General features: G+C 67.2%; 20 protein-coding genes, 1 other RNA gene and 1 pseudogene. 9 read left to right on the forward strand and 13 right to left on the reverse strand.

Annotated features, from left to right (window positions below; genetic code table 11):
- The 5 genes from AC1DK4_RS25520 to AC1DK4_RS25540 all read left to right on the forward strand — a co-directional run.
- A partial coding sequence (locus tag AC1DK4_RS25520; RefSeq protein ID WP_477131856.1) for a glycerophosphodiester phosphodiesterase occupies nt 1-1,070 on the forward strand: 1,070 nt, incomplete at its 5' end.
- Nucleotides 1,071-1,126: 56 nt separating this feature from the next.
- Nucleotides 1,127-1,708 carry a Holliday junction branch migration protein RuvA gene (ruvA, locus tag AC1DK4_RS25525; RefSeq protein ID WP_441613581.1) on the forward strand — a complete coding sequence of 194 codons (582 nt, stop codon included), beginning with the start codon at nt 1,127-1,129 and terminating at the stop codon, nt 1,706-1,708.
- A 72-nt stretch (nt 1,709-1,780) separates the two neighbouring features.
- Entirely contained in the window at nt 1,781-2,836 is a 1,056-nt protein-coding gene (ruvB, locus tag AC1DK4_RS25530; protein ID WP_441613582.1) for a Holliday junction branch migration DNA helicase RuvB, read from the forward strand.
- Between the two features lie 224 nt (nt 2,837-3,060).
- The gene (locus AC1DK4_RS25535; RefSeq protein WP_441613583.1) at nt 3,061-3,645 is read left to right on the forward strand and encodes a BPSL1445 family SYLF domain-containing lipoprotein; all 585 of its coding nucleotides are present in this window, start codon (nt 3,061-3,063) and stop codon (nt 3,643-3,645) included.
- Between the two features lie 117 nt (nt 3,646-3,762).
- Nucleotides 3,763-4,488 (forward strand): queuosine precursor transporter, encoded by a 726-nt coding sequence (locus AC1DK4_RS25540; RefSeq protein WP_441613584.1) that lies wholly within the window; start codon nt 3,763-3,765, stop codon nt 4,486-4,488.
- A gap of 11 nt (nt 4,489-4,499) precedes the next feature.
- Here AC1DK4_RS25540 and AC1DK4_RS25545 read toward each other — a convergent pair whose 3' ends face one another.
- The 4 genes from AC1DK4_RS25545 to tyrS are packed head-to-tail and all read right to left on the reverse strand — an operon-like array spanning nt 4,500 to nt 7,667.
- On the reverse strand, nt 4,500-5,174 hold the full coding sequence (locus tag AC1DK4_RS25545) for a histidine phosphatase family protein (protein ID WP_441613585.1): 675 nt from the start codon (nt 5,172-5,174) through the stop codon (nt 4,500-4,502).
- 50 nt (nt 5,175-5,224) lie between these two features.
- Complete coding sequence (locus tag AC1DK4_RS25550) at nt 5,225-5,884, reverse strand: YbhB/YbcL family Raf kinase inhibitor-like protein (RefSeq protein WP_441613586.1); 660 nt, start codon at nt 5,882-5,884, stop codon at nt 5,225-5,227.
- Nucleotides 5,885-5,932: 48 nt separating this feature from the next.
- Nucleotides 5,933-6,406 (reverse strand): D-aminoacyl-tRNA deacylase, encoded by a 474-nt coding sequence (dtd, locus tag AC1DK4_RS25555; protein ID WP_441613587.1) that lies wholly within the window; start codon nt 6,404-6,406, stop codon nt 5,933-5,935.
- A gap of 19 nt (nt 6,407-6,425) precedes the next feature.
- Nucleotides 6,426-7,667: a tyrosine--tRNA ligase gene (gene tyrS, locus AC1DK4_RS25560; RefSeq protein ID WP_441613588.1), complete on the reverse strand. Its 1,242-nt coding sequence runs from the start codon at nt 7,665-7,667 to the stop codon at nt 6,426-6,428.
- Nucleotides 7,668-7,893: 226 nt separating this feature from the next.
- Here tyrS and AC1DK4_RS25565 point away from each other — a divergent pair, with 226 nt between their 5' ends.
- On the forward strand, nt 7,894-9,273 hold the full coding sequence (locus AC1DK4_RS25565) for a M23 family metallopeptidase (RefSeq protein WP_441613589.1): 1,380 nt from the start codon (nt 7,894-7,896) through the stop codon (nt 9,271-9,273).
- A 5-nt stretch (nt 9,274-9,278) separates the two neighbouring features.
- Nucleotides 9,279-10,430, forward strand: a complete 1,152-nt coding sequence (locus tag AC1DK4_RS25570) for an anhydro-N-acetylmuramic acid kinase (protein ID WP_477131857.1) — start codon at nt 9,279-9,281, stop codon at nt 10,428-10,430.
- 19 nt (nt 10,431-10,449) lie between these two features.
- Here the strand turns inward: AC1DK4_RS25570 and AC1DK4_RS25575 are convergent.
- Nucleotides 10,450-11,360, reverse strand: a pseudogene (locus AC1DK4_RS25575) (LysR substrate-binding domain-containing protein).
- 93 nt (nt 11,361-11,453) lie between these two features.
- On the opposite strand from AC1DK4_RS25575, the gene AC1DK4_RS25580 reads away from it, so the two are divergent.
- Entirely contained in the window at nt 11,454-12,251 is a 798-nt protein-coding gene (locus tag AC1DK4_RS25580; RefSeq protein ID WP_441613591.1) for a phytanoyl-CoA dioxygenase family protein, read from the forward strand.
- Nucleotides 12,252-12,335: 84 nt separating this feature from the next.
- Here AC1DK4_RS25580 and erpA read toward each other — a convergent pair whose 3' ends face one another.
- The 5 genes from erpA to rplM all read right to left on the reverse strand — a co-directional run bounded on the left by erpA (nt 12,336) and on the right by rplM (nt 15,130).
- A complete protein-coding gene (erpA, locus tag AC1DK4_RS25585) occupies nt 12,336-12,704 on the reverse strand; it encodes an iron-sulfur cluster insertion protein ErpA (RefSeq protein ID WP_441613592.1) in 369 nt (122 codons plus the stop codon).
- A gap of 109 nt (nt 12,705-12,813) precedes the next feature.
- Complete coding sequence (locus AC1DK4_RS25590) at nt 12,814-13,257, reverse strand: bactofilin family protein (protein WP_441613593.1); 444 nt, start codon at nt 13,255-13,257, stop codon at nt 12,814-12,816.
- Between the two features lie 41 nt (nt 13,258-13,298).
- Nucleotides 13,299-14,294 (reverse strand): DUF6776 family protein, encoded by a 996-nt coding sequence (locus AC1DK4_RS25595; RefSeq protein WP_441613594.1) that lies wholly within the window; start codon nt 14,292-14,294, stop codon nt 13,299-13,301.
- Nucleotides 14,295-14,297: 3 nt separating this feature from the next.
- Nucleotides 14,298-14,690 (reverse strand): 30S ribosomal protein S9, encoded by a 393-nt coding sequence (gene rpsI / locus AC1DK4_RS25600; RefSeq protein WP_441613595.1) that lies wholly within the window; start codon nt 14,688-14,690, stop codon nt 14,298-14,300.
- A gap of 11 nt (nt 14,691-14,701) precedes the next feature.
- On the reverse strand, nt 14,702-15,130 hold the full coding sequence (gene rplM, locus AC1DK4_RS25605) for a 50S ribosomal protein L13 (RefSeq protein WP_017226025.1): 429 nt from the start codon (nt 15,128-15,130) through the stop codon (nt 14,702-14,704).
- Nucleotides 15,131-15,888: 758 nt separating this feature from the next.
- Here rplM and AC1DK4_RS25610 point away from each other — a divergent pair.
- The gene (locus AC1DK4_RS25610) at nt 15,889-16,311 is read left to right on the forward strand and encodes an OsmC family protein (RefSeq protein ID WP_441613596.1); all 423 of its coding nucleotides are present in this window, start codon (nt 15,889-15,891) and stop codon (nt 16,309-16,311) included.
- A gap of 121 nt (nt 16,312-16,432) precedes the next feature.
- On the opposite strand, the gene rnpB is transcribed toward AC1DK4_RS25610, so the two are convergent.
- The 3 genes from rnpB to pyrC form a co-directional block, all read right to left on the reverse strand.
- Nucleotides 16,433-16,773: RNase P RNA component class A (rnpB, locus tag AC1DK4_RS25615), an RNA gene on the reverse strand.
- A gap of 59 nt (nt 16,774-16,832) precedes the next feature.
- On the reverse strand, nt 16,833-17,678 hold the full coding sequence (locus tag AC1DK4_RS25620; protein WP_441613597.1) for a DUF3025 domain-containing protein: 846 nt from the start codon (nt 17,676-17,678) through the stop codon (nt 16,833-16,835).
- Between the two features lie 14 nt (nt 17,679-17,692).
- Nucleotides 17,693-18,727 (reverse strand): dihydroorotase, encoded by a 1,035-nt coding sequence (gene pyrC, locus AC1DK4_RS25625; protein ID WP_441613598.1) that lies wholly within the window; start codon nt 18,725-18,727, stop codon nt 17,693-17,695.
- Nucleotides 18,728-18,767: the final 40 nt, after the last annotated feature.

Below are 18,767 nucleotides of genomic sequence, written 5' to 3' on the forward strand. Positions count from 1 at the left end.
CCACCGCGCCGGCGGCCGGCGCGCCCGCGGCCCCTGCCGCGGCGGCACCCAAGGCGCTGGTGATCGGGCATCGCGGCGCCAGTGCCCTGCGCCCCGAGCACACGCTGGCCTCCTACGCGCGCGCCATCGAGGATGGCGCCGACGTGGTCGAGCCCGACCTGGTGATGACGCGCGACGGCGTGCTGGTGGCCCGCCATGAGAACGAGATCGGCACCACCACCAATGTCGCCGCGCTGCCGCAGTTTGCCGCTCGCAAGCGCATCAAGGTCATCGACGGCGAGCGTCTCGACGGCTGGTTCACCGAAGACTTCACGCTGGCCGAACTCAAGACGCTGCGCGCGCGCGAGCGCATCCCCCAGCTGCGCCGCGCCAATACGCAGTACAACGACCAGTTCGAGATCCCGACGTTCGACGAGATCATCGAGCTGGTGGCCACTGCCTCGCAGCGTAGCGGGCGCGTGATCGGCCTGTATCCGGAAACCAAGCATCCGAGCTATTTCCGCGGCATCGGCCTGCCGCTGGAAGAAAAGCTGGTGGCCACGCTGCGCGCGCACGCCTATACGCGCAGCGCCCCGGTCTATGTGCAGTCGTTCGAGACCGGCAACCTGCGCGAGCTGCGCCAGCGCCTGGGCAGCGGCATGCCCAACGTGAAGCTGGTGCAATTGATGGGCAGCGCGAAGGGGCGCCCCGCCGACTGGCGCCTGGCCGGCGACACCCGCACCTACGCCGACATGATGACGCCGGTCGGACTGCGCGAGGTGGCCAGCTACGCCAACGGCATCGGGCCGGAGAAATCCAGCGTGGTGCCGCGCGACGCGAACGGCGACCTCGGCACGCCTTCGGCGCTGGTGCGCAACGCGCATGCCGCCGGGCTGCTGGTGCATCCCTACACCTTCCGCCCCGAGAACAGCTTCCTGCCGCGCAACCTGCGCACGGGCGGCGACGATGGCACCCGCAGCCCGGGTGGCATGGTGCGCGAGGTACAGGCTTTCCTGGCGGCAGGCGTGGACGGCTTCTTCACCGACGACCCGGCGCTGGGCCGCCAGGCCGTCGATACCCCGGGACGCTAGCCGGCGGCTCGGCTACACTGGCGCCCACTTTCGCTTCGCTGCAGACACCACACACCATGATCGGACGCATCGCCGGCACCCTCATCGAGAAGAATCCCCCGCATCTGCTGGTCGACTGCCACGGCGTCGGCTACGAGATCGACGTGCCGATGAGCACCTTCTACAACCTGCCCGCGGTGGGCCATCCGGTCACGCTCCTGACGCAGCAGATCGTGCGCGAGGACGCGCACCTGCTGTACGGCTTCGGCACCGCCACCGAACGCAATACCTTCCGCGAACTGATCAAGATCACCGGCATCGGCGCGCGCATGGCGCTGGCCGTGCTGTCGGGCATGTCGGTCACAGAACTGGCGCAGGCGATCACGCTGCAGGAGGCCGGGCGCCTGACACGCGTGCCGGGCATCGGCAAGAAGACCGCCGAGCGCCTGCTGCTCGAACTCAAGGGCAAGCTCGGCGCGGAACTCGGCCATGCGCCAGGCAGCACGCCGGTGCACGACAATGCCGTCGACATCCTCAACGCGCTGCTGGCGCTGGGCTACTCCGAGAAGGAAGCGGCGCTGGCGATCAAGCAGGTACCGGCCGGCACCGGCGTCTCGGACGGCATCAAGCTGGCGCTGAAGTCCCTCTCGAAGGGCTGAGCGGGGCCGCCCGAGCGCGGGTAGCCTGGCCCGGACGGGCTACAATCGAGCCACTTTGCCCGTAGCACATCCATGATCGAAACCGACAAGCTGGTCCCCGACCGCGGGGGCGACCGCGTGATCGCCCCCACCACCGCCTCTCCCAACGAGGAGGCCTTCGAGCGGGCGCTTCGCCCCAAGCTGCTCGACGAATACGTCGGCCAGGAGAAGGTGCGCGGCCAGCTCGACATCTTCATGCACGCCGCGCGCAACCGCCGCGAGGCACTCGATCACGTACTGCTGTTCGGGCCGCCGGGCCTGGGCAAGACCACGCTGGCGCACATCATCGCGCGCGAGATGGGCGTGAACCTGCGCCAGACTTCCGGCCCGGTGCTGGAGCGCCCCGGCGACCTGGCCGCGCTGCTGACCAACCTGGAAGCCAACGACGTCCTCTTCATCGACGAGATCCACCGCCTGTCTCCGGTGGTGGAGGAAATCCTGTACCCGGCGCTGGAGGACTACCAGATCGACATCATGATCGGCGAGGGGCCCGCCGCGCGCTCGGTCAAGCTGGACCTCCAGCCGTTCACGCTGGTGGGCGCCACCACGCGCGCCGGCATGCTGACCAACCCGCTGCGCGACCGCTTCGGCATCGTCGCGCGGCTGGAGTTCTACACCGCGGAGGAACTGGGACGCATCGTCACCCGCTCGGCACAGCTGCTGGGGGCGCGCATCGATCCGCTCGGCGCGCTGGAAATCGCCCGGCGCGCGCGCGGCACGCCGCGTATCGCCAACCGGCTGTTGCGGCGCGTGCGTGACTTTGCCGAGGTCAAAAGCGATGGCACCATCACACGCGCTACCGCCGACGCGGCGCTGGCCATGCTGGATGTGGATGTGGTCGGCTTCGACCTCATGGACCGCAAGCTGCTCGAAGCCATCCTGCACAAGTTCGGCGGCGGGCCGGTCGGCGTGGACAACCTGGCCGCGGCGATCGGCGAGGAGCGCGACACCATCGAGGACGTGCTGGAGCCCTACCTGATCCAGCAAGGCTACCTGCAGCGCACACCCCGCGGCCGCATGGCCACCGCCGCCGCCTACCTGCATTTCGGGCTGTCCGCGCCCGGCGGCGACGCCGAACCCGCTGCATAGCGGCAATTCCCCGCCGCGCGGCCGCCACCGGCGGCCATTTCCGGCCGCCCGGCGCCGGCGCCGGCCATGCTGCGGTGCCGCGCACCCCGCATTAAATACTTTCGTGCACCGCAGACAATTCTTTTGTCGCGCATTGCTGGCGGCTGCCTCCTTGTCCACAATGACTTAGTCCCGGCCGCCGCGGCATGGCGCCGGCCTATTTCTTCCCTGTCAGGAGAGAGCACATGAATCGACGCCARTTTGTCACCCGGATGGCGGGCTCGGGCCTGCTCGTGGCCACCGCCTTCACCGCGGGCTGCACCACCACCGGCACCAATGCGCCAACCGATGCGGCGGCCAAGAAACAGGAAATCGACGCAGGTGCGGACGGCGCGCTCAACCGCCTGTTCACCACCGCCGGCAGTGCGCGCGACCTGGCCTCGCGTGCGCAGGGGATCCTGATCTTCCCGCGCGTGTTGTCCGCAGGTCTCGTGATCGGGGGCGAGTACGGCGAAGGCGTGCTGCGCTCCCACGGCGCCGCGGTGGGCTACTACCGCACCACCTCGGCCTCGTTCGGACTCACCGCCGGCGGGCAATCCAAGTCCGTCATCATCATGTTCATGACGCCGGACGCCTACAGCAAGTTCGTCAACAGCAGCGGCTGGACTGTCGGCGCGGATGCCAGCGTGGCGGTCGCGAAGATTGGCGCCAACGGCTCGATCGATACCGTCACCGGGCAGCAACCGGTGATCGGCTTCGTGCAGACCAACGCCGGGCTGATGTTCGATATCTCGCTGGACGGCGCCAAGGTCGGCAAGCTGAACCTGTAGGGCTGTGGGGCTGTGGGGCCGTGGGCTTGCAGGCAGCTTGCGGGGGGGCTGAAGGCGGCGGGCGCGGCGGCGGCGTGGCTGGCATAATCGCCGCACTGCCGCCCCTCCGGAACCGCCATGACCATGTCGACCGCCACGCCCGGCTACACCGGGCGCGTCTACCGTTACTACGACCTTGTGATGGTGGCGTTCGTCACGGTCCTGCTGTGCTCCAACCTGATCGGCGCGGCCAAGGCCGCGCAGGTCACGCTGCCGCTGATCGGGCCGGTGACCTTCGGCGCCGGGGTGCTGTTCTTCCCGGTTTCCTATATCTTCGGCGACGTGCTGACCGAGGTCTATGGCTACGGGCGCGACCGCCGCGTGGTGTGGGCGGGCTTTGCCGCGCTCGCCTTCGCCACCTTCATGAGCCTGGTGGTACTGAAGATGCCGGTGGCGCCGTTCATGGGCGACTACCAGAAAAGCCTGGAAGACGTGTTCGGCAATACCTGGCGCATCGTGCTCGGCTCGCTGATCGCGTTCTGCTGCGGGAGTTTTGCCAACAGCTATGTGCTGGCCAAGATGAAGCTGTGGACCGAGGGCCGCTGGCTCTGGACGCGCACCATCGGCTCCACGCTGGCCGGAGAACTGGTCGACTCCTCCCTGTTCTACGTGATCGCCTTCTACGGCATCTGGCCGCTGGAAAAGGTGATCCAGGTGGCGATCGCCCAATACATCCTGAAGACAGCCTGGGAAGTCGTGATGACGCCGGTCACCTACAAGGTGGTGGGCTTCCTCAAGCGCGCCGAGCGCGAAGACTGGTACGACCGCAATACCGATTTCACGCCGTTCCGGCTGCGTGTGTGAGCGGCTGCCCGCTAGGGGACGCGGCGATCGACTTCGTCCAGCGCCAGCGCTTCGAGATGGCCCACGTCGGCCCACTGCATCACCGTCAGCCGCTGGCTGTCGCAGCGTAGCCGGTTGATGCTGGCGTTGAGCAGCTCGTGCTGGCGCGGCGCTTCCAGCGTCATGTCGTTGGCCTCGCGGTAGAGGCAGTCCAGCACGCCGCCATGCGCCACCAGCGCGATGCGCTCGCCGGGGTGGCGGCGCGCCAGCGCCAGCGCGGCTTCCACCGCGCGCTCATGGAAAGACAGCAAGGACTCGCCGCCGTCGGGCGCGTAGTCCGGCACGCGCGCCTGCCAGCGGGCGAAATCCTCGGGCGATTGCTCGGCCACCTCCGCGTAGGTCCTGCCCTCCAGCGTGCCATAGCAGCGTTCGCGCAGGCGCGCATCGGGCCGCACCGCCATGCCGAGGGCCTCGGCCAGCGGTGTCGCCGTCTGCATCGCCCGCGAGAGATCGCTGGCGTAGACCGCGTCGATCGGTTCGGCGGCCAGGGCCTGCGCCAGGGCGTCGGCCTGCGCCACGCCGGTGGCGTTGAGCGGAATGTCGAGCTGCCCCTGCAGGCGTCGCTCGCGATTCCACGCGGTCTCGCCATGGCGAATCAGGATCAGGTGGGTAAAGGCCAGCGAATGCGGCCCGGGCAATTGCGACATGCCGTTTCCTTTTCGTTTCCTTGCATTTCCTGCGCGCGCCGCCGGCCGGATTACTTCGCCGTGCCGCCGGCCAGCTTCGGATTGAGCGTGTAGGTGCCGGTGATCGACGCCTGTGCCAGCACATGGCCCTGGATCGCCTCGCGCACCTGCGCACCGGTGAAGGTGCCGTCGAGCGGCAGGCGGTCGAGATCGAGCGCATAGACCGTGAACACGTAGTGGTGCAGCAGGGTATCGTTCCACGGCGGGCAGGGACCGTCGTAGCCGTAGTAGTCGCCCTTCATGTCGGGGTCGTTGGCGAACCAGCCGGTGTAGTCGTTCAGGCCGTGGCGCAGGCCGCCCGCGGCCGCGGTGCCGCCGGTCGCCTCGGGGCCCGGCTTGCCGCGCGCGATCACGCCGTCGCTGTGGCTGCCGGCGGAGATCGAGCGCAGGCCGGGCGGGATGTCCACCAGCACCCAGTGGAAGAAATCCACGCGCGGCAGCGATGCCGGCACTTCGCGGCCTTCCTGGTTGACGTCGTCGCCGCGGCTCGGCACGTCCGCGTCATGGCAGATCAGCACGAAGGAACGTGTGCTGGCTGGCGCCTCGTCCCAGTGCAGGTCGGGATTGCGGTTGTTCGACAGCGCCACATGGGCGGCGGGATCCATCGCGCCGAAGGCGAACTCGACCGGAATGGGCCCGTTGTCGGCGAAAGCCTTGCTCCAGATTTTCATGCGTCTCTCCTTGCTGGTTTGCGCCGCGTGCGACGCGGCCATGTGGGTTCAGGCGGCTGCGCCCGCCGGCGGCACACGCAGCCAGAAGGTGACCGGCCCGTCGTTGACCAGGCTGACCTGCATCATGGCGCCGAATTCGCCGGTCTGGACCTCGCCGTGCGCGGCGCGGGCGCGCTCCACGAAGTGGTTGTACAGGCGTTCGCCCTCGGCTGGCGCGGCGGCCGGGGTAAAGCTCGGGCGCGCGCCGCTGTTGGTGTCGGCCGCCAGCGTGAATTGCGACACCACCAGCAGGCCGCCGCGCGTGCCACGGCCATCGATGTCCTGCACCGGCAGGTTCATCTTGCCGCCGGCATCGGAGAACACGCGGTAAGCCAGCAGCTTGGCGAGCAGGCGCTCGGCCTGGGTTTCGGTGTCGCCGCGCTCGGCGCACACCAGCGCCAGCAGGCCGGCACCGATCTCCCCGGTGGTGCGGCCTTCGACGGTGACGCGGGCCTGTGCGACCCGCTGGATCAGGGCGATCATGAACGTCTCCGGCGCAGGTTCACGCCAGGGTCACGCGCGCGAAGCGGCGCTTGCCGACCTGCACGACGTAGCTGCCGGCTTCGATCTTCACTGCCTTGTCGCTGATCACGGTGCCGTCGATCTTGACGCCGCCCTGCTCGATATTGCGGTTGGCCTCCGAGGTGGACGGCACCAGGTTGGCCTGCTTGAGCAGCTGCGCGATGCCCAGCGGCGCGCCGGACAGGCTGACCTCGGGGATGTCGTCGGGCACGCCGCCGCGCGCGCGATGGTTGAAGTCCTCCAGCGCGCGCTCGGCGTCGGCGGCGCTGTGGAAGCGCGTGACGATCTCCTGGCCGAGCATTACCTTGCAGTCGCGCGGGTTGCGGCCCAGTGCGATCTCCTGCTTCATCAGGTCGATCTCGCTCATCGGGCGGAACGACAGCAGCTCGAAGTAGCGCCACATCAGGTCATCGGAGATGCTCATCAGCTTGCCGAACATCTCGCTCGGGGCCTCGGTCACGCCGATGTAGTTGCCCTTGGACTTGGACATCTTCTCCACGCCGTCCAGGCCCACCAGCAGCGGCATGGTCAGGATGCACTGCTGCTCCTGGCCGTACTCCTTCTGCAGCTCGCGCCCGACCAGCAGGTTGAATTTCTGGTCGGTGCCGCCGAGCTCGAGGTCGGCCTTGAGCGCGACCGAATCGTAGCCCTGCATCAGCGGGTAGAGGAACTCATGGACCGAGATCGGAATCCCAGAGCGGAACCGTTTGGTGAAGTCGTCGCGCTCCATCATCCGCGCCACCGTGTACTTGGCCGCCAGCTCGATCATGCCGCGCGCGCCGAGCGGGTCGCTCCACTCGCTGTTGTAGCGGATCTCGGTGCGGGCGGGATCGAGCACCAGGCTGGCCTGGCGGTAGTAGGTCTGGGCGTTGGCCTCGATCTGCTCGCGCGTGAGCGGRGGRCGCGTGGCGTTGCGCCCGGACGGGTCGCCGATGGTGGAGGTGAAGTCGCCGATCAGGAAGATGACCTGGTGGCCGAGGTCCTGCAGCTGGCGCAGCTTGTTGAGCACCACGGTGTGGCCGATATGGATGTCCGGTGCGGTCGGGTCCAGGCCCAGCTTGATGCGCAGCGGCACGCCGGTGGCCTCGCTGCGCGCGAGCTTGGCCAGCCATTCGGATTCGACCAGCAGTTCGTCGCACCCGCGCTTGGACACCTCCAGGGCGTGCATCACGGTGGGCGTGAGGGGGTAGGAAGTGGCAGCGCCGGGGGAAACTTCAGTCATGACGTAAGTCTTTGAAAAACATGAGAATTCAGACGCGGACGAAAAACGGCCGGCGGCCGATTTTGGTATAATTCGCGCTCTTGTGCCGGCGGGACGCATCCCGCGGGCCAACCGCCATTCTACGGCGGCAAACCAATATGGCACGCACCGCACCTCGGGAGAGGAAGGCAAGACGAAGCAGATCGTCGCGGCAGCGCGGCCCGAACCAAAGAGTGAATTTTACGTGATGTGGTCCAGACTCCGCGAAGTTTTCGCGCGCGAGCTGGTGGTTCTCGTCGATCCCACCAACGCGCTGCACGCGCGCCGGCGCAAGCAATTGACAGCTGCGGTCGGCACGGTGTTCACGCTTGGCATGGCCGCCGCCATGGGCGTGGCGCCGCGCAATGCCTTCGACGACCCGCTCGCTCCGCGTGTCCGGGAGGCCATTCGCCTGCCCGACCTGCAATCCCAGCTCGAACAGCTGACCGAGACCGACGACACCTTTGTGCGCGAAGCGCGCATGCAGCGCGGTGACACCATCGCCACCCTGCTCAAGCGCCTCGGTATCGATGACCCCGACGCGCAAGCGTTTATCCGCCAGAATGCCACCGCGCGCGGCCTGTTTGCGCTCGAGCCCGGCCAGAACGTGCAGGCCGAGGCAGACCAGAACAACCTGCTGGTATCGCTGCAGGCCAACCTCGGCGGCGATGCGGAATCCTCGCGCGAGCTGGTGATCGAGCGCGCGGGCGAGCTCGCCGCCCCGGTCTACAAGGCGCGCGTGCAGTCGGTGAAGAACGACGTGCACTACGAAATGCTGTCCGGCGCGATCGCCGCGGGCGGCTTCTTCAAGGCCATGGACGCGGCCGACGTGCCCGACGACGTGGTCGAGCAGATGATCTCGATCTTCTCCGGCGTCATCGATTTCCACCACGACATCACCACCGGAGACCGCTTCCGCATCGTCTACGAGGCAGGCTACCGCGACGCCGCCTTCGTGCGCAACGGACGTGTGGTGGCGGTCGAGCTGATCAACCACAACCAGCTGCACCAGGCGCTCTGGTACGCACAGGAAGGCAGCAAGCAAGGCGCCTACTACACGTTCGACGGGCGCAGCATGAAGCGGCCGTTCCTGCGCTCGCCGGTGGAGTTCTCGCGTATCTCGTCCGGCTTCGGCGGGCGCGACCATCCGCTGCATCACAACTGGGCACAGCACAAGGGCGTGGACTTTGCCGCGCCCACGGGCACCAAGGTGCAGGCCACGGGTGACGGAGAAGTGGAGTTCGTGGGCCAGCAGAACGGCTACGGCAATATCGTCATCCTCAAGCACCATAGCGGCTACTCGACCTACTACGCCCACCTGTCGGGCTTCGCCGGCATGCGGCGCGGCCAGCATGTGACGCAGGGACAGGTGATCGGCTACGTGGGCCAGACCGGCTGGGCCACCGGCCCGCATCTGCACTATGAGTTCCGCGTCAACGACGTGCCGCTCAACCCGCTGGCCATCGCCGCGCTGGATACCCCGGCCCTGTCGGGCGCCGCGCGCCAGCAGTTCCTGAACTACACCAGCGGGCTGCTCAGCCGCATCAACGCGCTGCGCACCTACAACGTCGCCAGCAACAACAACTAGCCCGCATGCAAAGCCCGTCGCCCGCCTCTACCGACCGTTTCATCGGCATCATGTCCGGCACCAGCATGGACGGCGCGGATGGCGTGCTGGTCGATTTCTCCGGCCCGCGGCCGGCGGTGCTGGCCGCGGCCCACCAGCCGTTCCCGGYGGCGTTGCGCGAGGCGTTCGCCGGACTGCAGCAGCCCGGCGACGACGAGATCCATCGCGAGGCGCTGGCCGCCAACGGGCTGGCGCGCGTGTACGCCGGCTGCGTGGCCGCGCTGCTGCGCGAGTCGGGACTGGCGGCTGCGGCCATCGCGGCGGTCGGCGCCCACGGGCAGACCGTGCGCCACCGTCCTGGCCAGTACGATGGCACCGGCTATACGCGCCAGAGCCAGCAGCCAGCCTTGCTGGCCGAACTGTGCGGCATCGACGTGGTGGCGGATTTCCGCAGCCGCGACGTGGCCGCGGGCGGCCAGGGCGCTCCGCTGGTGCCGGCGCTGCACCAGGCCCTGTTCGGCGACGCCGGCGAGACGCGGGTGGCCTGCAATATCGGCGGGATCTCGAATATCAGCGTGCTGCCGGCAGCGGGCGCGGGCAAGGACAGCGCGCCGGTGACCGGCTTCGATTGCGGTCCTGGCAACGTGCTGCTCGACTACTGGATCGAGCGCCACCACGGCCGGGCTTTCGACGCTGACGGCGCCTGGGGCGCCAGCGGCAGGATCAACGACACGCTGCTGGCGCGCTTGCTGGCCGAGCCGTATTTCGGCGTGGCCCCGCCCAAGAGCACCGGCCGCGACCTCTTCCACCCTGCCTGGCTCGAACAGCACCTGGCCGGGCCCGGCACGGCGCTGCCGCCCGCCGACGTGCAGGCCACGCTGGCCGCGCTCACCGCCGAGGCCATCGCCCGCGACGTGCGCGCGCATGCCCGGGGCGCCGCGCGCCTGATCGTCTGCGGGGGCGGCGCGCGCAACGGCTTCGTGATGCGCCTGCTGGCGCAGGCGCTGCCGGGGGTAACGGTGCAAAGCTCCGACGACTTCGGCGTGCCGGTTTCGCAGGTCGAAGGCATCGCCTTTGCCTGGCTGGCGCGCCAGATGCTACTGCGCTCGCCCGGCAACGTCCCCACCGTCACCGGCGCGGCAGGCCCGCGCGTGCTCGGCGCGCTGTATCCGCGCTAGCAGGGCGCCGGGCCGCCCTTCAAGCCGGCTCGGCGTGCCCGGCCTCGCGCGCCCAGCGGATAAACGCCTCGGCAACGGGTGACGGCCGCATCGCGGGCGATTGCGCCAGCACCACGCGCTGGGGCGCCACGGCCTCGCGCAACGGCAGGCAATGGGCTCGCCATCGTAGCTGTGATCGCCAGCCGGCCGCGTGCACGACAGCGCCACGCCATAGCCATGCGCCACCAACCCGCGTTGCATCTCGAAGGTCTGTGTGTACTGGTACAGGCGCGGGCGCAAGCCATGCGCCCAGAACAGCGAGAGGAAATACTCGCGGGTCTGCGCAATGTCTTCCAGGATCAGCGGCTCACCCGCCAGCTCGGCCAGGCTGACGCTCGGCTGCGACGCCAGCGCGTGGGTCGCCGGCAGCAGCGCGTACGGTGCCAGCCGCGCCACCACCCAGCGCGCGATGCGCTGGTCGAAGCCGAGGTCATAGGTCAGAGCGAGCTCCGCCTTGCCCGCGCTCAACGTACGGTGCACGGCGGCCAGGTCGGCCTCGAACAGCGTTACCGAGACATGTGGGTACTGCCGGCGGAATCCGGCCAGCAGGCGCGGGGCATAGTAAGCACCGAGATCCTGGAAGCAGGTCAGCGATAGCTGCCCGCTCAGGCCGCGCCCGCTCGCACCCTCCCCACCCTTCACCGCGAGACCCGTCGCCAGCGCCAGGATGTCGCGCGCGCGGCCAAGCAATTGCTGGCCGGCCGGCGTCAGCTCCAGCCCGCGGCTGACCTGGCGGCGGAACAGGGTCTCGCCGAGCACGCCTTCGAGTTGCGCGATCGCCAGCGAAACCGACGGCTGCGATACATGCCGGGCCCGCGCCGCGGCACTGATGCTGCCGTGCTCGGCGGCGGCAACGAAGTATTCGAGCTGGCGGAAGGAGAAACCAATCATGATTTCCTATACTACAGCATAGGAAATATATAGTTTTCCTATTGCCCGGCCGCCACGATACTTGGTCATCAGCCCAGCCCCCACAGGAACATCGTGACCCTATCCCCCACCGATATCGAGAACTACCAGCGCGACGGCGCGCTGGTGCTGCGCGGCGCCTTTACCGAGTGGGTGACCACCTTGCGCGCAGGCTTCGAGCAGAATCTCGCCAGCCCGGGGCCTTTTGCCATCGAGAACGTCGGCGACGGCGAGCGCGGCCGCTTCTTCGAGGACTACTGCAACTGGCAGCGCATTGCGCCGTTCTCCGAATTCATCCGGCACTCGCCGGCCGCGGGCATTGCCGGGCAGCTGATGCAGGCCGCTGCCGTGCAGGTGTTCCACGAGCACATCCTGGTCAAGGAGCCGGGCACGGCGAAGCCCACGCCCTGGCACCAGGACCTGCCTTACTACTGCGTGGACGGGCTGCAGACCGCGAGCTACTGGATACCGCTGGACCCGGTCACCACGGCCAACACGCTGCGCGTAGTGCTGGGTTCGCACCGCTGGCCCCGGCTGGTACGGCCCAAGCGCTGGGCCAGCAATGAGAATTTCTACGCGGGCGAGGACAAGTTCATGGAAATGCCCGACGTGGAAGACGGCAGCCATGCGCTCCTGGCGCCGGAACTGCAGCCTGGCGATGCGGTGGTGTTCGACTTCCGCACCGTGCACGGCGCGGCGGGCAACACCGGGACGGGGCGGCGCCGCGCCTTCTCGGCGCGCTTCCTCGGCGATGACGTGCGTTACCTGGGACGCCCGGGACGGACCTCGCCGCCGTTTCCCGGCATCGGGCTGGCCGATGGAGAGCGGATGCGCGAAGACTGGTTTCCCGTGGTCTGGCGCCGTGCGCCGTAGGCCAGCTCCGGCCTGGGCAGGGAGCAAAAGGCGGAAAAACAAAAAAGCGCACCGAAGTGCGCTTTTTTCTTTGCCGCCGGTACGTCAGACCGAGAACGAAGAGCCGCAACCGCAGGTCGTGCTGGCGTTGGGGTTCTTGATCACGAATTGCGCGCCGTTGATGTCTTCCTTGTAGTCGATCTCGGCGCCCACCAGATACTGGTAGCTCATCGAGTCGATCAGCAGCGTGACGCCGTTCTTGTTGAGGGTGGTGTCGTCCTCGTTCACTTCTTCATCGAAGGTGAAGCCGTACTGGAAGCCGGAACAGCCGCCGCCCTGCACAAAGACGCGCAGTTTCAGGTCGGCATTGCCCTCTTCCTCGATCAACTGCTTGACCTTGTCGGCAGCGCTGTCGGTAAAGACGAACGGGGCCGGCATGTCCTCGGTTACGGGTGCCTCTGCGACTGCGTTCATGGGGTTCTCCTATTTAGATACGCCTGTATTTTAAGCGCTCCGGGAAGATCGTGCCGAAACCCCGCAACTTCAAGGGCTTCTGCCTTCCCTGCACGCAGCAGGTGCGCCATCAGGCGGTTTTCTGCGATTCCTCGGCCGCTTCCGGCAAGCCTTGCGCGGTGCTCGCCAGCGACAGGTTGGGCAGCGCCTTCGGTTCGCTGACGCCCAGCGGCACCAGCCGCCCTTCCACCAGCGCGCCCTGGTGCATTTCCAGCGCGGCGTAATGGACTTCGCCGTGCACGCGCGCGTGCGGCTGCAGCTCCAGCAGCTCCGATGCATGCACGGGACCGGTCACGGTTCCGTTGAGGATCAGGTGCCCGACGCGGACCTCGCCCTCGACCACGCCCTTTTCGCTGATGACCAGCATGCTTGCCTGGTCAGCCGATGCCGTCACGTTGCCGCGCACGCGCCCGTCTAGGCGCAGGCCGCCCGAGAACGTGAGGTCGCCCTGGATCACGCTGTGCTGGCCGATCAGGGTATCGATGGCCAAACCCTTTTTCTTGGAAAACAACATAGGTCCTTTCGCCCCTCTGGAGTGGCCGGCCCCGCGCGGCCCTACGGCATGGCCGTCTGGGTCGCGCGCAACTGACCGTTTTGCAAAATTCTTACCGTCACTGCCCGCACGGCGGCGCCCGCGGGCAAGGGGAACGTTCCCTCGATGCGCTGGTAGTGCGTCAGGCGCAGGTCCGGCAAGGAGCCGGCCTGGTCTTCGTCCAGGTTCAGGGTGACGGGCTTGCCGTCCCGCATCAGCGAGACCACCAACTGTAACTCACCGCGAAATTCCGGCATCGAGGAAAACGCCTTCGATCCGCCCTGCATCACCAGCAATCGGTAGTGCATCTTCAGTGTGTCGGCTTCATCCAGGCTGACACGGAAACTCCGCACATGAATGCCCGAGGTATTGCCGCCTGCCGGCAGCAAGCTCTCGAAGAACGCCAGGTCTTCCTTGAGCAGGGCGACCTCGCCTTCGGCCGCCTTCAGCTGCTGGACCAGGCCTTCCTGGGCACCGCGCGCCATCTGCAGCTGCGACTCGGCGGTATTGGCCACGGCCTGCAGGCGCTCCCGCTGCGCCGACATCGAGGCGAGCTGCTCGCGCAGCGCCCGGTTCTCCACCTTCATGTCCGCACCCGCGCCGGCGAGCCCCCGGCCGGCGTGATATGCCCATCCCGCCGCCGCCGCGAGCAGGATCGCCATCAGCACCGCGCCCAGCACGCGCACCGGCCAGGACCGGTGCGAGCGTACGGCCAGCGGCCGCGACAGCGCGCCACGGCGCGGACGCAGCAGACGATATCTCATGCGCCGCGCATGACCCGCGCGGGCGACACCGGCATCGGAGCGCAATACGGCCTTGCTGGCGGTCGAGTCATCTGCAGGTCTCCTGGCGGGAAGTGCCGGGATTGTATCCGGGAAGAGGCATGGAAATTGTAAAGCGCGCGTAAAACCTGCCGCGTCGCAGACAACGGCCAGGACGGCGGCAAAAAAAAACCGCACGGCGAACCGTGCGGTTTTTTCCGTCTCGACAGAATCCGGTGACCCGGACCCGTCGGACACACATCAGCGCTTCGAGAATTGCTTCCGACGACGCGCCTTGTGGAAACCAACCTTCTTACGTTCCACTTCACGCGCATCGCGCGTGACGAAGCCAGCCTTCGACAGCGTGGGCTTCAGTGCAGCGTCGTAGTCGATCAGCGCACGGGTGATGCCGTGGCGCACTGCGCCGGCCTGACCCGTTTCGCCGCCGCCGGTCACGTTGACCTTGATGTCGAAGGTCTGTGCGTTGGCGGTCAGTTCGAGCGGCTGGCGCACGATCATCAGCGAGGTTTCGCGAGCGAAATACTCATTGATGGGCTTGCCGTTGACGATGATATCGCCCTTGCCCGACTTGATGAAGACACGAGCCACGGCGCTCTTGCGGCGGCCAGTACCGTAATTCCAATTTCCGATCATGGATGGCCCCCTTAGATTTCCAGCGCCTTGGGCTGCTGTGCTTCATGCGGATGATCGGCTTCGGCGTAAACCTTCAGCTTTTTGATCATCGCATAGCCCAGCGGGCCCTTCGGCAGCATGCCTTTCACAGCTTTTTCCAGGGCGCGGCCCGGGAAACGCTGCTGCATCTTGCCGAACGTCGTTTCGTAAATGCCGCCCGGGTAGCCCGAGTGACGATAATACTTCTTGTCGGTTTCTTTGGTACCCGTCACACGCAGCTTGGCTGCGTTGACGATGATGATGTAATCRCCMGTGTCGACGTGCGGAGTGAATTCCGGCTTGTGYTTGCCGCGCAGTCGGCGTGCCACTTCGCTGGCAACACGGCCGAGGACYTTGTCCGTCGCGTCAATCACGTACCAGTCGCGCTTTACCTCTGCAGGCTTGGCGGAAAAGGTCTTCATGATTTTTCCTGAGACTTGTAGAACCTGCCCGTTACGTGACGCGCACCGATCACATGATCGATGACTAGCGTCGTCGGCCGGTCCTTGGGACCTGGCCTTCCCTGCTTGTATGTGCAGGCTCTCCCTGAATTCTTCTTCCGCGGGCATGACGGAAAAGCCGACGATTATACTGTGGTTTTTGACAGGGGCACAAGCAAACTCTCGGGCCTGCGTCAAGATGGGGGCGTCATGCGACGTCCGGGGTATGTTCCCGGACCACCGCGCGGGGCCGGTCTGCGCCGGCGCGGCATAAAAAAAACCCAAGCTATCGAGCTTGGGTTTGAATCCACCAAAGGAGGAGGGTGGAGGAGACACTTGGAGATCGACGGGGCCCGGCTGACGGTGCGGCCGGCACAACCGCCGGGAATTCCCTGGCGATTCGCTTTCGCACTCTGGCTTGCCTTGCATGCCGTCGTTCAATGATTCAAATTATACATGAGCGCTCCCGCGGTGCAAGAAAATTTGCAGTGCGGAATGCCATTTTGCATTGTAAAAAATTGATGCAGCTTGCCGATATCGGCATTTATCCAGAAAAATCAATAGCTTGCGTCAGATTTCATGTGTCACAAAACTGTCATCTTAGAGGAAACCCTCGGTTTTTGGAGGGATCCGACCCGCTCCGACCACGCGAGGGCAGGTGGCATATACTCAAAAGGCAAGTTTCGAAATCGCGTGTTCGTGATCGAATACGCACTCACTAAAGCGCAGGATCGAACAAAATGGAATGCAAAGTAACTTGGATGGGCGTCGACGGCATGACCTTCGTGGCCGAGACTGGCAGCGGGCACGTGGTTGCGATGGATGGCGCGCGGGAAGGCGGCGGCCATGATCTGGCTCCGCGGCCCATGGAGATGGTGTTGCTGGGTACCGGCGGCTGCACGGCCTATGACGTGGTGCTGATCCTGAAGAAGAGCCGGCAGGACGTGCGCGGCTGCAGCGTGAAGCTGGAAGCGGAACGCGCGAGCGAGGACCCGAAGGTCTTCACGCGCATCAACTTCCATTTCACGGTGACCGGCCGCAACCTCAACCCCGGCACGGTCGAGCGCGCCATCCACCTGTCGCATGACAAATACTGCTCGGCCTCGATCATGCTGGCCAAGACGGCGGAGATCACCCATACGCTCGAAATCGTGGAAGCGTAAGGGGCCCTGAAGGCGCGGAAAGCGGGTGCGGCAGGCGCGGAAAGCGTGGAAAGGATGCGCCGGCCGGGACACCGGCCGCGCGACGCCCGGGCCGCGAACGCGGCAAGGCGGAAGAATCGAGAAGCAAAGCAGGCCGATAAGCCGGATTCTGTGCGCGCTGCCAGCCTTGCGGCCAGCGGCACGTGACAATCATTCCTCTAGGCCGACCGTTACCGGCCGGCTCCAGCTCCCTACCCGCAGGCTCAGCGGGCCGCCTCAATGCCTGCCTATTTGGGATTGCTCCAGGTGGAGGTTACCGCGTTTCACCCTTCCCGCCGGGAGAACCCGGCGGCAAGACTCGTCTCTGTGGCCCTATTCCGCACGTTGCCGTGGATGGCTGTTAGCCAACACCCTGCCCTGTGGAGTCCGGACTTTCCTCCCCTTGCACCTTGCGGTGCAAGCAGCGATTGTCTGGCCTGCTTTGCGGCCCGCAGTCTAACACCGTTTGGCCTCGCGCCGGTCACCCCGGCGCCGCGCCCGGGTCATGCCGCCGCCGCGCGCCGGCCGGGGCGGAACACGCCGGTGTCGGCATAAAAGGCGGGATCGCGATTGGCATCGCACCAGCCGGGAATCCCCATCACCGGCAGCGGCGCGAAACGCCCGCCATGCAGCCCGGCGGATTCGAGCGAAGCGGCGACAGCCGCATCCAGCGATGCGGGCAGCCCACCGTCCGCCGAAGGCGGAACGGCCATCGGCCAGCCGTGCGCGGTCAACGCCTTGTAGGGCTGCGCCAGTTTTTCCAGCAACGCGTGCCCGAACGGCACCACGCCACAACGGGCCGCGCCCTCCCCGCTGCCGCCCCAGGCAAGCCGGCGCGCCACGAACAGTTCCTGCCAGGCAAAGCCGCGCAGCGCGCCCGCCAGGCTGCCGTCGACACTCAGGAACAGGATGGCGTTCTCGTCGAACAAGGTGGCGGCATCGCGCAGGACGCCGCGGCGTTCCTGCACGCCGGCCTCGGCAATCGCCTCTGCCTGCAGCCGGTTCAGCACACGCTTGGCGCCCGGGAAATGCAGCCAGACCAGCGCATTGAAGAAGTCATGCAGGTTGTCGCGCGTGGGCACCGCGCCGCTGGCATGGATATGCGATTCGTAGGCCGTGCCGGCGGGTAGTTCGGCCTGGGGCACGAAGCGCAACGGCAAACCCCGCGCATTGCACAGGCCAAGCCGCGCGCTGATTTCGCTGAGCACGGCGCGCAGGTCGGCGCCGTCCTGCAGCGCGCCGGACAGCGCCGTGCCGGATTGCGCAAACGGCCGGTACCAGGGCTGGGTCCAGTCGATCCGCGCCACGGCGCCGGCCAGCGCCAGCGTGACGCTCTCCGGCTTGCTCACCGGGCTTGCGCGGCTCAGCTGGCCTTCCAGCGCAGCGTTTCCCCGCCGCGCAGCGGCACCAGCGTGGTGTCGCCGAAGGGCAGTTCGGCCGGCAGCTCCCATTGCTCGCGCGTCAGCGTGAGCGTGCCGCCGTTGCGCGGCAGGCCGTAGAAGGCCGGGCCGTTGAAGCTGGCGAATGCCTCGAGCTTGTCCAGCGCGCCGGCATCCTCGAACGCCTCGGCATACAGCTCCATTGCGTGCAGGCCGGTATAGCAGCCGGCGCAGCCACAGGCATGTTCCTTCAGGCCGCGCGCGTGCGGCGCGCTGTCGGTGCCGAGGAAGAAACGCGGGCTGCCCGACACCGCCGCGGCCACCAGGGCTTCGCGGTGGATCTCGCGCTTGAGCACCGGCAGGCAGTAGTAGTGCGGGCGGATGCCGCCGGTGAAGATGGCGTTGCGGTTGTACAGCAGGTGATGCGCGGTGATGGTGGCGCCCACCGGGCCTTCGGCGTCGCGCACGTACTCGGCGGCATCCTTGGTGGTGATGTGCTCGAAAACCACCTTGAGGCCGGGGAAATCGCGGCGCAGCGGGGTCATCACGCGGTCGATGAAGACGGCTTCGCGGTCGAAGATGTCGATCTCGGAATCGGTTACCTCGCCGTGCACCAGCAGCGGCAGGCCCGCGCGCTCCATCGCTTCGAGCGCGGGCGCGCAGCGGTGCAGGTCGGTCACGCCGGCGTCGCTGTTGGTGGTGGCGCCGGCCGGGTACAGCTTCACGCCGTGCACGAAGCCGCTGGCCTTGGCCGCGACGATTTCCTCGGCCGGGGTGTTGTCGGTCAGGTACAGCGTCATCAGCGGCTCGAATGCCATGCCGGCGGGCAGCGCGGCCAGGATGCGGTCGCGGTAGGCCGCCGCCTGCGCCACCGTGGTCACGGGCGGCTTCAGGTTGGGCATGATGATGGCGCGCGCGAACTGGCGGGCAGTGTCGGGCAGCACGGCAGCCAGTGCCGCGCCGTCGCGCAGGTGCAGGTGCCAGTCGTCCGGGCGGGTGATGGTGAGGGTCTGGGTCATGGCTTGGATGGCCGGCCGTCGTTGGCGGCCGGCGCTTTCT

It is taken from the genome of Cupriavidus sp. 05N38, from assembly GCF_056397345.1.